The sequence below is a fragment of the Stieleria sedimenti genome (genome assembly GCF_025060895.1).
GTDB classification, from domain to species: domain Bacteria; phylum Planctomycetota; class Planctomycetia; order Pirellulales; family Pirellulaceae; genus Stieleria; species Stieleria sedimenti.
In genome coordinates, this window is the sequence record NZ_JANZKV010000192.1 from 16,206 (window position 1) to 30,634 (window position 14,429).

At 59.7% G+C, this 14,429-nt stretch carries 9 protein-coding genes; 2 read left to right on the top strand and 7 right to left on the bottom strand.

The window, feature by feature from the left end:
- Positions 1 to 3: 3 nt before the first annotated feature.
- The 5 genes from NZK35_RS24040 to NZK35_RS24060 form a co-directional block, all read right to left on the bottom strand.
- A complete protein-coding gene (locus tag NZK35_RS24040; protein WP_259635070.1) occupies positions 4 to 3,834 on the bottom strand; it encodes a VWA domain-containing protein in 3,831 nt (1,276 codons plus the stop codon).
- 2 nt (positions 3,835 to 3,836) lie between these two features.
- Positions 3,837 to 4,868, bottom strand: a complete 1,032-nt coding sequence (locus NZK35_RS24045) for a VWA domain-containing protein (RefSeq protein WP_259635071.1) — start codon at positions 4,866 to 4,868, stop codon at positions 3,837 to 3,839.
- Positions 4,861 to 6,051: a DUF4381 family protein gene (locus NZK35_RS24050; RefSeq protein WP_259635072.1), complete on the bottom strand. Its 1,191-nt coding sequence runs from the start codon at positions 6,049 to 6,051 to the stop codon at positions 4,861 to 4,863. The genes NZK35_RS24045 and NZK35_RS24050 overlap by 8 nt, the downstream gene beginning before the upstream one ends.
- Positions 6,048 to 6,998, bottom strand: a complete 951-nt coding sequence (locus NZK35_RS24055) for a DUF58 domain-containing protein (protein WP_259635073.1) — start codon at positions 6,996 to 6,998, stop codon at positions 6,048 to 6,050. The genes NZK35_RS24050 and NZK35_RS24055 overlap by 4 nt, the downstream gene beginning before the upstream one ends.
- A 152-nt stretch (positions 6,999 to 7,150) precedes the next feature.
- Positions 7,151 to 8,137, bottom strand: coding sequence for an AAA family ATPase (locus NZK35_RS24060; RefSeq protein ID WP_095737955.1), 987 nt, complete (start codon positions 8,135 to 8,137; stop codon positions 7,151 to 7,153).
- 757 nt (positions 8,138 to 8,894) lie between these two features.
- On the opposite strand from NZK35_RS24060, the gene NZK35_RS24065 reads away from it, so the two are divergent.
- Complete coding sequence (locus NZK35_RS24065; protein WP_259635077.1) at positions 8,895 to 9,884, top strand: alpha/beta hydrolase; 990 nt, start codon at positions 8,895 to 8,897, stop codon at positions 9,882 to 9,884.
- A 225-nt stretch (positions 9,885 to 10,109) separates the two neighbouring features.
- Here the strand turns inward: NZK35_RS24065 and NZK35_RS24070 are convergent, their stop codons facing one another.
- Positions 10,110 to 10,802 carry a phospholipase D-like domain-containing protein gene (locus NZK35_RS24070; RefSeq protein WP_259635074.1) on the bottom strand — a complete coding sequence of 231 codons (693 nt, stop codon included), beginning with the start codon at positions 10,800 to 10,802 and terminating at the stop codon, positions 10,110 to 10,112.
- A 31-nt stretch (positions 10,803 to 10,833) separates the two neighbouring features.
- On the bottom strand, positions 10,834 to 13,101 hold the full coding sequence (locus NZK35_RS24075) for a sulfatase-like hydrolase/transferase (protein ID WP_259635075.1): 2,268 nt from the start codon (positions 13,099 to 13,101) through the stop codon (positions 10,834 to 10,836).
- 212 nt (positions 13,102 to 13,313) lie between these two features.
- Between NZK35_RS24075 and NZK35_RS24080 the strand changes: the two genes are divergently transcribed.
- Positions 13,314 to 14,363 (top strand): glycoside hydrolase family 5 protein, encoded by a 1,050-nt coding sequence (locus tag NZK35_RS24080; RefSeq protein WP_259635076.1) that lies wholly within the window; start codon positions 13,314 to 13,316, stop codon positions 14,361 to 14,363.
- Positions 14,364 to 14,429 lie beyond the last annotated feature (66 nt).

The following is a 14,429-nucleotide window of genomic DNA, read 5'->3' on the forward strand; positions in this document are numbered from 1 at the left end:
GCATCACCAATCCTTTTCCACCGGTATCTGTCCCGCGCGCTGACGTTGGTCCTTTTCACGCCGTCGTTGCGCTTCACGGTCTCGGACGGCTTGCAGAACGCGTGAGGGATCCATTTGCGCGTCTTGTTCTTCGTTCTGATCTTGGGGTTGGTTCTGGTCGGACTGCTGTTGCTGTTGGTCTTGTTGTTGCTGCTGTTGGTTCTGCTGCTGATTCGATTGGTCTTGCTGCGGCGGCTGCAGTTCTCGCAGCGCTTCGATCAGCTTTTCGAGTGCCAGATCCTGCGGCGGTCGCGCCTGGTCGATTTGCGGCTGGTCACCGCTGAGCTGTTCCGATGATTTGGCCATCTGTTGGGTGGATTCCCTGACCAGCCCGGCTGCCTTCTGTGCCTTTTCCGCGTTCTGCTGGATCATTTCTTGTTGCTGGGGATCGACGGGAGCCGCTTGTCCGCTGGGGGTGGCCGGCGGATCTGCGGATGCATCGGCCTGCTGTTCTAACGCGGATGCGATCTGCTCGGCAATCTCGGACAGATCATTTTGCCGTGACGCCAACTCGGCTGCATCGACGAGTTGACGTTCGGAGTCCGTTTCCGATTCTGATTGCAGGGCGGCCATTTGCTCGGTTTCGTCGTTGAGCCCGGCCTGACGCTGCGCGGTTTCTCGCAGATGTTCGACGATCGAGAAGAACAGGCGACGAAGATCCTGCAGCGTCTCGATGGCTGCTTCGGCATGGCTTTGGGACAGAGCGTAGGGTTGCGGCCTTTCGGGCGGCTCTTGTGAGGTTGCCTCTGCGGTGGCGGGGGCTCCATCGACTGTCGAGGGTTCCGAGGTGGTGTCGTCGCTTGCCGGCGATTCGGACGGCGATGCCTGACGGGGATCGGAGGGCTCGCGCCCTTCCGCTAACAGGGGACGGTCTTCGGACGGTGATGCCTGGCGGGGATCGGAGGGCTCGCGCCCTTCCGCTAACAGGGGACGGTCTTCGGAGGTTGATGGTTTCGATTCCGGCTTGGTCTCGCCAGCGTTCTCGTCTGGCAAGCCAGCGACGACGGCGTTCATCTGGTCGCTCGCACGTTCGGCCAGTTGCATGGCAAGGGCGAGTCGTTGCAGCTCCTGAGACGGTTCATCGCTTGCTGGGGCAGACGATTCCTGTTCGGCGGATTCGTCTTGTAATGCTTGAGCTTTTGCGGTCGCGGCGACAATCTCGTCTCGCAACCGTTGCATGCGTCGCAGGTTTTCCGCCTGACGCTCGCTGATGAACTCGACGAGCTGGTTTGCGGCTTCGGGGGGCAGTGCCTCGGAATCCGGCGATTCGGCCGTCTCCGGTTGACCGACCAGTTCCGCCAATGCGGCGCCGATTTCCTGTTCGCCGGCGTAGGCCAATTCGATCAAGGTTTTCAAGTCCGCAAATTGTTCACGTGCCCGTTGCAGTTCCTTGATCGCATTGACCTGCTGTTCGCTTGCGGCGGCGTAGTCGGGAAAGGCGAGTTTTTCGTCAGCGGTCTTCAACGCATCGGTGGCCGCATTCAAGTGCGGCATCGCCCGGCTGAGTTTCTCAAAAAACGCTTGTTGCTCGGGGGCGACGTCGGTTGCTGGATCGTCTTGGGAGATGCTGTCCAGGCCGGCCGTCAGCCGGTTGTTCAGCTCTTCGGTGCGGCCGGTCAGATCGGCTTGTGCATCGGCTAAAAACTCCTGATCGATCCAGCGGGGGATCGCAGGTGAATCGTCTTGTCCGCCGATTCCTTGGTTTTCCATCGCCTTGAGCGCGGTGTGCTGTGCCGTCTCGGCGATGTCTCGCGCGAGACCGTCCAGGATTTCCAGTGGCTGGCGCAGTTGATCGCGGGCACGTTTCAATTGGTTCAATCCCGTCGCGGCGCGGCGAAACCCGCGTGATGCCTGGCGGCGACGAAGTTGGCTGCGAGATTGACCGATCCGTTGGCTGCCCTGGTTCAGGTAGCTCAACAGACTGACCAGTTGTGCGATGCGGATGTTTTCTTCGGGTGATCGTTCGGATTCCGCTTTGGATTCCAATGTCTCCAATTCACCAGCGGCCTGTTCGACCAAGCCTTGCAGGTCCGACAACGCAACGCGTTGATCGATGGCCAGTCGTTGGAACGAAGTTCGGTACTGATCGGCGATGTTCGGGTCGTCGCTTTCGGCGATCTGTTGGACGAGTGTGCGGAGATTGCCGATCGTCTGTCGTTGAGCGGTGATCAGGGCGTCCAGTTGGGTCGTTAGGTCTTGATCGTCCTGTTTCATCAGTTGATCGCGGAGTTGCGTGATTCGCAGCAACACGACTTCCAGATTGTGACGTGCGTCGTCGGCGTCGCTGCGCAATCGGATCGCGTCGCGGAACCAGCCCGCGGCACGTTGCAGATGTTGGAGGGCCTGTTCGGGTTCCTCTTCGATGATTGCATCGGCGCGATTGATTTCGACCCAACCCAGGTTGTACGTCGCCCGAAACCGAACTTCACCGTCGCTGCCGGCTTCTCGACGGGCTTGGTTGAGCAAACGTTCCGCTTCGTCCAAATTGCCACTCAGCCGATCGAGTCCTCGGTTGTAGCTTTCCCGGGCGTCCAGCGGTTCGTCCGCGTCCACGATCGCGACTGCGTCGGCTTCGGTCGCCGCGTCGCCGGCCGCGTTGCCCGCCGGGGCGGTCGCCGACGCGGGTTGGTCCGTTTCGGTTTGGTCGGCGATTGCGGTACCGGGAGACATCATCGCTGTGATCAGCAGCACCAACGCGGCTTTCGCGGCCGCATCGTTCCGCGTTGCTTGCCGCGGTGCTTCTTGCTTTCCGTCCGGCAGACCGTCTGGCTGCGCGATCGCATCGGTGGCACGACGGTGGCCCAGGACGACGGCGGCGATCAGCAGGATCAGCCCGGCCAGGATCATCCACTGGAACGCATCACGCCGGATCGCGCGACCTTCGGTGGACAATTCCCCGCGAACCAGCGGCTTGATGTGGGCGTCATAGATCGATTTTAGATCCAGGCTTCCCGTCCCCGCGGGGATATAAACGCCTTCGGTTGCCAAGGCGAGTTCGCGAAGTGTTTCTCCGTCTAAACGTGTGACGACGGGACGGTTGTCCGCATCGAGCACCTGCTGTTGCACGCCCGTTCGTGGATCGGTGATGCGAATCTCGCTGCCCGCTTCATCACCCAGACCGACGGCGACGATCTTGATGCCGCGTTCGATCGCGTCCTCGGCCACATCCAACGGGTGCGAATCGTGGTCTTCGCCGTCGGTGATCAGGAACACGACTCGCGAGACATCGCTTTCGGAACGGAAGCCGTCCAAGGCTTTGCGGAGGGGTTCTTCCAATCGCGTGCCGCCCCGCCCCACGCTATTTGGGCCGGCGCCGTCGAGGACCAATTTGAAAAAACCGTAGTCCGGTGTCAGCGGGCACAGGACGCTCGCCCGCCCGGCAAACCCGATCAATCCGACTTGATCCCCATCCAAGAACGTCAGCAAGTCGGTGATGTCGGCTTTGGCGCGTTCCAGGCGGTTCGGCGCGACGTCTTCGGCCAGCATCGACTTGCTGACGTCCAGGCAAAACATGATCTGCGCACCGACGCGTGGTGCTTTGACGTAGGTCAATCCGTATTGCGGTCGCATCAGCGCGAGGACAAAACAAACCGATGCGAGTCCCAGCAGCAACGTCGTCATCGAGCGACGCATCAACGACGAACGTGAAACCAAACGCGGTTGCATGACGGGCGACAGGAATCGCGCCAGCGCATCACCACGTCGATGCTCCAGGTAGAGCAGCGTGATGACGGTCGCCAAGACGACCCACAGGGCCGCCGACCAACCTGGCGTTGCGAATCGAAAATCCGACATCTTTACGGAAGCGTCCTGAACAAACTGGCCTTGGAAGTTGCCGCGACGCCGACCATCAACAGACCGGCGAGCAAGAAGGATCGGTAGTGTTCGTTGTATTGCAAGTAGCGAAACTCGGTCACCTTGGTTCGCTCCAATGCGTCGATCTCCGCGTACACTTCACCGAGCGATTCGCGGTCGGTGGCGCGGAAGTAGCGACCGCCCGTGGTCTCGGCAATCATTTTTAACGTGTCTTCATCCAGATCGACATCGAAAAGCCGCAATTCGGTCCGACCGGTGAAGGGATCCTGGACGGGAAACGGCGCTCGCCCCTGGGTTCCCGCGCCGATGCAATAAACTTTCACGTCGCTCGCCGCAGCGACCTCCGCAGCCTGTTTGGGATCGACGACCCCGGCGTTGTGAGCCCCGTCGGTCAGCATGATCACCACCTTCGACTTGGCGTCGCTCCGCCGCAGCCGCTCGACCGCCAACGCCAACCCGTCTCCGATCGCCGTGCCGTCTTCTTCACGCGTCGAAACGATTTCCAGATCATTGACCATCGTCGTCAGGTTGCCGTGGTCCAAGGTCAGCGGACAGAGGCTGTCGGCGTAGCCCGCAAAGGCGATCAATCCGATCGTGTCATCGGGACGCCCTTCTCCGGCCGACTCGCCTTCGCCCAAGACAAAACCTCGAACGACATCCTTGACCACGCTCAACCGATCGACGCTGTAATCGTCTTTGACCAAATCGCGGGCTTGCATCGATCCCGAGCGATCCAGCACCATCATGATCGCGATGCCTTCGCGGCTGACCTTCGTTTCCGCGTCAGGCGTCCGTGGTCCCGCCAACGCCACGGATATCAGCAACACCGCCAACGCCATCAGCAGCGCGGGCAGTCCCGCCAGTCTCGCACGCAGCGATCGTGGTGCGGCCTCGACGATCGCGACCGAGGAGTAACGGATCCGCGACGGGTTGTGGCGGGCCAGCCAAAACACGAGGGGGGCCAGCAGTGCGAGCAGCAGAAACGCGGGGTCACGCAGTTCGATCTCACCCATGTGCGGCCTCCTCGATCTGACGTTTCGGCCCTGCACTTTCTGGCGGCGTCTCGTGCTCGGAATCCGACTCGGCAGACTCGTCGCTGATCATCGGGGCGTTTTCGCGCGTGTCTTCCAGGAAACGCTGGACGTTGCCGATCGCTCGTTCGATCTCATCGCCCGACGGTTGGGCGCGGGCAAACTTCACCAAGTCGGCTTGGCGAAGGAACTCGCGCAACAGGCTTTGATGGTCGGCCGAGAAATCCGGTGACTGTCCGATCGACGCGAGGAATTCTTCGGTCGTCAACTCGGGCGCGCGCATTTCGAATCGGTCTTCGATGTACTTGCGAATGATGTAGGACAGTCCGACATAGAACTCATCGATTTGCGGTCCCGTCGATCGTGGTTCCCGCAACAGCTTATTCAATCGAGCCGTTGCGACGTCGTAGGCCGATCGCCGTCGCTTGCGTCGCCGTGCCGCCGCGATGGCTCGCCAGACAAACGGTAGCGACACCAGCGCAAGTACCAGCATCGCAACGACGATCGGCCATCGCGACGGTGCCGGCGGTTGGATCGGGGCCAACCGCTCCATCGGCGGTTTCAGATCGACCGCCGCGTCGTCGGGCAGCACCGACGCGACGTCGAACGGAATGCGATCGGTCAGGACTTCGTAGGCGTCCAAGCCCTCGGGGGCCTGTTGCTGGCCGGGGCGTCGGTCGACGTATTCGATCAAGATCGGCGGGATCACGTGTCGGCCCGAGGAGGGCGGATCGAGTCGATAGGTTTGTTTGGCAACCGTTCGGCCCGCATCATCGATCGTCTCGCGAGGCGCAAAATCGACGATGGAAAAACGATCCAACGCGTCGCCGAAATCAGGCATCAAGACCTCGACGTCCTTTTCAGCCGTCACTTCGATGGAGAGCGTGAGGGTGTCCCCGATCACCGGCTCTTTCGGTTCCAGCGTCACTTCGATGGACACCGGTCCCGATTGCCGTTGTTGCTGAATCGATTCGGCGGAGGCGGATGGTGCCAGGGTTGCGAGGATGGCCAGCAGCAGTGGTGTAAACCGAAAACGGTGGCAGTGTTGCCGACGGCGAAAATCGTCGCGCGTTCTCCCGTCACCCTCCTGGCAGGAGGGTCGAGCGAAGCGAGGGGAGGTCGAATCGTGGGGCACTGCACCGACATCGCACTTGACGTCCATCATCGCATCCTCCGTTGACGCATGCGGAAAAACTTCACCAGCGGGTCGACGACGTCGCCTTGTGCATCGATGTGGATGAAATCGATCCCGGACCGGCCGAAACTGCGGCGCAGGTCCTCGACTCGTTTTTCGGCGGCCGCGGCCACATGATCGCGAAACGTTTTCGATCCCGCGTCGCATTGAACCACACGCCCCGTTTCGGCGTCTTCCAGATTGACCAAGCCGACGCTGGGAAACTCCAGTTCTTTGGGGTCCGTGACCAACACCGCGATCACGTCGTGTTTGCGATTGGCACTTTGCATGGCTTCCAGGAACCCGTCGCCTAGGAAGTCGCTGATGACAAAGCAGATCGATTTCCGCGAGGTGACGGACATCAGAAACTGCATCGCGCCGGCGATGTTGGTCGCTTGGCGTCCGGTTCGCCACCAGGCGCGGCGGCGTCCCATCGGCAGCCAACGGCGGCGTTTTCGCGGCGTCTGGGTTTCCACCTTTCCGTGTGCCAGGACTTCGCGGATGACCCGCAGTGAATGTCGCTGGCCTTTGCGGGCCGGAATGTATTGTTCGATCGCGCCGTGGAAGAGCGTCAGTCCGATCTTGTCGTCGTTGAGTGTGGCGGAAAACGCCAACAGCGCGCTCAGTTCCGCTGTCGCGTCACGTTTGCTCCGCTGGCCCGAACCGAAATCCTGGGAGGCGGACACGTCGGCCATGACCATCAATGTCAATTGTCGGTCTTCCACGTATCGCTTGACAAACGGTTCACCGATTCGGGCGGTCACGTTCCAGTCAATCGTCCGCACGTCGTCGCCGGGGATGTACGGTCGAACCTCGTCGAACTCGATGCCGCGGCCTTTGAACACCGAGACATATTGCCCGGCGAGAACATCGGCCACTTGGCGACCGGTTCGAACTTGGATCTCTCGGACTCTTCGAATGACTTCGCGAGGCAACATAAAAAGTGGCGTAAGCTTCCAGCTTGCGAAAATCAGTAATGATTTGCCGTAACGTAATTTCCTCCCACTGCCGTGGAAGTCGTGCCGTTTCGTGCGTCACCCTCCTGGCAGGTGGGGCGAGCGAAGCGAGGGGCGGTCCAATGGTGTGCCAGTCAAGGCACCGGGACGTTGTCCAAAATCTGGCGAATCACGTCGTCGACCGATTTGCCTTCGGCTTCCGCCTCGTAGGTCAACACGACGCGGTGCCGCAACACGTCCGGGGCCAACGATTTGATGTCGTGCGGCGTCACATAGCTGCGTCCTTCCAGGAACGCGTGTGCCTTGCCGGCTTTGAGCAGAAAAATCGAAGCGCGTGGGCTGGCCCCCATTTCGATCATGTTTTCCAACGCCGCGACTCCGGATCCGACGGCATCACGTGTCGCACGGACCACGTCGATGCCGTAATCACGGACTTTGTCGTCGCACCAAATCTTCTCGACCACCGCACGGGCTTCCATGATTTCGTCGGGCGATGTGACGGCCGAGATTTCAGGGATCGCTTTGCCGCCGGCCATCCGGTCGACGATCTTTCGCTCGTCCTCACGAGACGGATAATCGATCTTGGTTTTGAGCATGAATCGGTCGACCTGAGCCTCGGGCAACGGATACGTCCCCTCTTGCTCGATCGGGTTCTGCGTCGCCATCACCAAGAACGGGTGGGGGAACTTGAAGGTCTCGGTGCCGATGGTGACCTGTCGCTCCTGCATCGCCTCCAGCAAGGCGCTCTGGACCTTGGCCGGGGCGCGGTTGATTTCGTCGGCCAGAATTAAATTGGCGAAAATCGGCCCGCGTTTGACGCTGTACGTCGCTTCTTTGGGGTTGAAAACTTCGGTGCCGATGACATCCGCCGGCAGCATATCCGGCGTAAACTGAATGCGTGAAAAATCGGTCCGGATCGCCTGGGCCAGACTGCTGACGGTCAGCGTTTTTGCCAACCCGGGGACGCCTTCGAGCAACACATGCCCCCCGGTCAATAATCCGATCAATAGACGTGAAACCATCGTTTCCTGCCCGACCAGCAGTCGCCCGACCTCGTCCGCCAGACGGTTGCACATTTGCGAGTACTTGGCAATCTGTTCGTCTATTTGGGGTGCGTTCATGGTCTCCGCAATGAAAACGGTGCGTGTCAATTCGGCCGGCATCCTGACCGGGCGGCCTGAAACGGTATTACAGACGGAAATACGTAAAAGATCAATCTCCGGTTCGACGGAGACTCGCAGAGGATAAAGGAAATGGAACGAGTTACCCAGTTGGACCACTGGAACAAATTGGTCAAAGGCCGCGACGGCTGGTTCCTGGTCAATGCCAATGACTTGTATATCGGCCGGTCACTGATCCAATACGGTGAGTTCTCGGCGGGGGAAATGAAGCTGTTTCGGCAACATCGCTTCACTGAACGTCGTTTGCTTTCACCAAAGCGTCCCCGTCGTGCTCAATGGGTTTCAGGAAATCATCGACCCGGAGAAACATCCGCTCGGAAAGGATCGAGATGGGGGAGGTTGAAGATGCAGGGATGCTGTAGTGGGGCAGAACGATTGGGGCAAAACGATGGGGGCAAAACGATGGGGGCAAAACGATAAGAAGGCAAAATGAAACGGGGTAGAATGATGGTGCGATGATCGGGCGGCTTGCCGAGTGCTTTGCTGCCGGGGGCTTCTTTTTGATCGTTTTGCCTCCATTGTTTTGCCCCTTCTCCCCACGTCCATCATTCTGCCACCTATCATTCTGCCACCCATCGAGTCCCGCCCCCTGGAACCATTTAAACCAACATCTGGCAACATGAACCATCCGATAAGCACCCACGTCATACCGTTCCACGTTTTCATCTTGATCCTGCTAGCGGCGACCGTGTTGCCGATGCCGGGAACCGCCGAAGAATACCAGGAGAATCCTGGGACCGAAGGCAACGGCGATTACACGATCGGTCCCGACTACCGCATCGATCCCGACTTGACCGATCGCGGCAACCCCAAGGGCAAGCTATTCGAGTTTTCGATGCGTTTGGCCGACAGCAACATCTTCCGGGGTGACGACAAAACCCTGGACCCGAAGAAGCCGGTTCGAACCGAGCGGAAAATTTGGGTCTACGTTCCGGCTGCGTATCGCGACGGCACCAAAGCCCCGATCCTGGTGACGCATGACGGCCCCAGTCGATTGGACCTGGTCCGCAACGCTCTGGACAACCTGACGATTTCCACGGATCCCGACCGCCGACTTCCTGCCTTCATCGCGATCGCCGTGCAAAACGGTGGCAACGATAGCTACGGCAGCCAACGAGGGCTGGAATACGACACGATGTCGGACCGTCTGGCCCGTTTCATCAACGACGAAGTCTTGCCGGCGGTGCTCAACAACCCTGAAATCAAAGCCGCCTATCCGAACATCGTCTTCACGGACAATCCCTGGGGCAAAGCGGTGATGGGATGCAGCAGCGGTGGCGCCGCGGCGCTGACGATGGGCTGGTTCCGCCCCGATCTCTTCCGTCGTCTGATCACTTATTCCGGCACCTTCGTCGACCAGCAAGACGATGACGCGGCCGAAGAGGCGGAGTACCCGCTGGGTGCCTGGGAATACCATTCCGGCCTGAAGTTGATCGAGAACAGTGAAAAGAAACCGTTGCGAATTTTCACGCACGTGGCCGAAAACGATAATCGTGCCAACGATCCCGAAGAGACGTACCACAACTGGGTGATGGCCAACCGACGGACCGCCGCGGCACTGAAAGCCAAAGGCTACGACTATCGATTCGTCTTCAGCCGCGCCTCACGACACTGCGACCGACGAGTCTTCGAACACACCCTCGCCGATACCTTGGTCTGGATGTGGCGAGGCTACAAAGGGGAGTGACGAGGCGTGAGGGGGGCAAAACGATGGGGGCAAAACGATGGGGGCAAAACGATGGTGGCAAAACGATGGTGGCAAAACGATGAGAAGGCAGAATCATGGGGTGGCAGAATGATATTGTTCTGATCTGTTGCTCCACCCTAACTCCTTGTCTCCTTATCTCCCTCCCTCTCTTCATCATTCTGCCCCGTATTATTCTGCCATCCCCTTGCCCCGTCGACCGCGTCCCTAACTCCCCAACTCCTGCCAAAGCTTGTTGAACGCCTTGCGAAAAGAACCCAGCAGCGCCGCGTCGCCTGTGACAATAAAGTTTTCCTCGTTGTACTTCGCCGCGCTTCGGGTCCAGTTGTAGCTTCCGGTCAGCAATTGTCGCCTGTCGAAGATCGCGAACTTGTGGTGCATGTGGTAGTCAGTGCGGTCGACGCGGACCGGGACTCCCAGCCGTGCCAACTGGTCGATGTCGGATCCCAGGTCCGTGGACTTGTCGTTGTCGGAGATGATTCGAATGGCGACCCGCCGGCGGTGTGCTGCCAGGATCGCGTCTTTGATCCGGTCGTCGGTGATCGTAAAGACACAGACATCCACCGACTTGCGCGATGACTGGAACAAACGATTGATTCGAGCAACGCATTCGTCGCTGGGACTAAAAAACGCTTCGGATCGGATTGCACCCGAATCCGGGGCGTCTTTCGGCACCAGCACCTTCAGGACGTTTTCTAACCAGTCGATCAGGTCGGCATCGTTCGGACCACCGAGCTGTTCTCGCACCAGCTTGAATGCGAAGTTGCGGGCGAATGCCAATTGCCGTTCATCGCCACCGACCTTTTCGACGACTTTGGCGAGCGCTTGTTTCTCGCCACGTGTCAAACGATAATCCGCCAGCGTGATTCTCAATGCGTCTTCGATCGAGCCATTCGACATGAAACAGAGTCCTCCCGTTGTGCTCAGGCGTTCAATGAGACCGTAGCGAGACGCGATGGTCAGAGTATTCGATCGTCAATCGCGTTCCGTCGGCGCAAACGACTTCGTTTTCAGGATTGCTGAACGTTCCGTCGATTCGGTCCGCCGTGATGATCACACAGGAATGACCGGGGATCGGCTTGAACCCGCCTCCGGTCGCGACGACCAGTTCGCCCCCCAGTGACGCCGTTCCGGTGATTTGTACCGCCGGCTGCGTTTGGCCGACATCGGCGAGGCTTAGTGTGCCTTGATCGGGTTGGTGATAGTCGCCCACGATGTTCAATCGTGGCCGGTCGGTTCCCGCCACACTGACCGTTCCGTCGTTGTACACCGTACCCTCGATCGAGCCGGTGCCCTCGAGCGCACCTTCCGCTTGAACTTCGATCCAGCGAAGCGTCGAGATCGTTCCCTCGTTCAACGACACCGTCCCATTCGGCCCGATTCGAATTTCGTTGCGTCCAGTCAGGTTCACGTTTGGCCCGAGCGTCAGCAACTGGGCAGCGTTTTTTGAAGCCCCACCGCGGATTTCCAGACCCAGGAATTCCACGTCGCGGTCGGCGTGGGCGGTGTTGGGATGATCGCCCTTGTTGTCGATGCGAGCGGTCCACGACAATTGCGGTGCACCGTCGTCGGTCATGTACGTGATACCCGCATTGGCATAACGGTAGTCAGACCAGTTGGCGGCGTCGGAGGTCGACGCACCGTCTTTCCCCGTCCAATGATGATAGGTGTTGGCGAATCCACGTGGCTCATCGACCCGCTCGCCCAACAACAGTGTTTCAAGTTCTTTGACCCGTTCGGGATGCGCGGCGGCAATGTCGTTGGCTTCGGCGTGGTCGGATTGGAGATCATAGAGCTCCAGGCCTCTCTTGGTCCGCACCAATTTCTGAGTGCCGCGGATGATCGATTGGCCGTTGCCGGCTTCGTGGATGATGAAGTCGCGTGTGCGTTGTTGGCCGCTGCCGGTCAGCGTCGGCGCCAGGGAGACGCCATCGATGCTCAGGGGCGCCTCGACGCCGGCGAGTTCACAGAAGGTTGGCAGCAAGTCGGTCACGTCGACGACGTGATCAACATCGGTGCCAGCTTTCAGAGTCGATTGGTCATGAATCATGGCGGGCCAACGCATCAGCAACGGCACGCGGATGCCGCCTTCCTGGATGCTGCCCTTGGTCCCCCGCAGCCCGCCGTTGGCGTCGAGTTCGACAAGGTTTTTGCCGCCCGGACCGCCGTTGTCGCTTTGAAAGACCACCAGCGTGTTGTCGGCAATGGAGTCAGATTTGTCCCCGTCGTTGTTCGGGTCTTCCAACGCCGCCAAAATATTGCCGAAGTGGGCGTCGATGCGCGTGACCATCGCGGCCCATTGACGTGTCTGGTCGGCGAGTTTCGCATAGTGCGGGTCGTCGGCGTAGGCTTGGTCCCACTCGGGCAGACGCTCGATTTCACCGAACGGGGCGTGGGGAATTTGCACCGCCAGCAAGCCAAAGAACGGCCGGCCGGATCGGTTGTAGTGTTGTCCCTGATCGCGGACGAAGTCTAATGCGGCGAAGGCGTAGCAGTCATCGCAGTACGCCGTCTTGGGATAGTCGGGGTGATCTTGCAGGGCCAGCGTGTTCGGATAGTTCGCGCGACCCTGGTAGCGGGCCATTGAGTTCGGGATCAGCTCGATGCCGCCGACGGCACCGGGTGATGCGGGCGCGCTCCACAAGGTCGGCTGAAAGAACGTGTGCGCCCGAACATGGTGCAGTTCGGCAAGAACGTGTCGGTATCCGTGCGAGGTGGGCAACGTTTGCACGTTGTCGATGACGGGGTTGGCCTGGTCCTTGGAGCCTCCGTATCCCCATTTTCCCCAGTATCCCGTCACGTAGCCGGCCGCCGACAACGCATCCCCCATCAAAATATCATCCGCCCGCATCGCTTTTTTTGCGTTGTTGGGGTCATTGCGATCGGCGAACGTATGCCCTTGGTGGAACCCTGATTGCTGTGATGATCGGGCAGGCGAACAGACGTGGCATCCATAGCCGCGTGTGAAATTCAATCCTCGCGCGGCGAGTTGATCCAGGTTGGGTGTTCGCACCGAAGGAAGATTCTTTGCGCGGCGATCGGCTTGGCCGTTCGGGCCGATCGACCCCCAACCCATGTCATCGACATAGAAATAAAGAATGTTGGGTCGCGGGGCATCGGCGATCAAGCTCGAAACGCCAGGGCCAAGCCAGAGGCCGGAAATCGCGGTCAACGCAAGGGACAAGAAAAAGTGTTTCATCGGTGCGTCGTGGGGGTCGGCGTGCGTAACGGGTGGGGGCCGCGATTGGAGTCCGGTCACGATTGTAAATCAATTTGCCCCGCCGTTCCGCCTGATGATCCACTCCGCCAGAAAAACGGTGGGGACGATGGCTATACTGATCCGATTCCGGTGACGTCGGCCAGCACACAGGCCGCCAAAACGACGCCTTCATGATTGGTATCGAGGTCGAAATGATGAACACACTTAGTCGATGGATCCGATTCACAGTCCTGCTCGTTGCGTTGGCGGGATCCACGCTGTCCGCCGTGGAACCCAAGGAGAGCCCCAACGAGGAGACTCAACGGAGCGATATTTTTGAGGCCAATCGGCGGTTGGGGCGCGGAGTCAATCTTGGCAACTTTCTGGAAGTCCCACGCGACCAGAACTGGAGCGTCGAGATCGTGGAATCGCACCTGAAGCTGATCCGTCAGGCAGGATTCGCCAGCATTCGGATCCCGATCAAATGGTCAGACTACGCCGCCACCGAAGCACCCTACACCATCGAACCCGCTTTCTTCGCTCGCGTCGACCGGTGGCTCGATCGGGCCGAACAGGAAACGCTGAACGTGGTCCTCAACATTCATCACTACGATGGGCTGGACAGTCAGCCTCAATCGCATGCGGAACGATTCAGCGCGATTTGGAAGCAGATCGCCGAGCGATATCGGTCGCGGGGCGATTGGCTGTACTTCGAATTGCACAACGAACCGCACGACCAATTGAATGACCATTGGAACGACATCTTGCGTCAGGGTTTGGCCGCCGTTCGGGCGAGCAATCCGACGCGGCCGGTGATCGTTGGCCCGCCCCGGTGGAATAACATCGCCACGTTACCGCAGCTTGATCTTCCCGCCGATCCCAACTTGATCGTCACCGTTCACATGTACAACCCGCACGAGTTCACCCATCAAGGAGCGTCTTGGGCCGGACCGAGGGTGCGGGCGATTCGCGGGCAAACATGGGGCAGCGAAGAAGAACGCGCGGCGCTGGCGAATGAGATTCGGCAAGCCGCCGAGTGGGGCAAGTCACACTCACGTCCGATTTTCTTGGGCGAGTTCGGAGCCTACAGCGCCGCGCCGCAAGAGAGCCGTGTGCGTTGGACCCGGACGGTCGTCGAAGAGGCCGAGCGTCAACAGATGAGTTGGGCGTATTGGGAATTTGCCGCCGGATTCGGCATCTACGATCTGGACAAGAAACAATGGCGAAGCGACTTGATGGGAGCCCTGATACAGTCGCGTTGATCCAAAACGAGATGCCCTGAGCAACCGTGTTGGTGTCCAGGCTTTCGCCCAATACCGCTAAGTTAA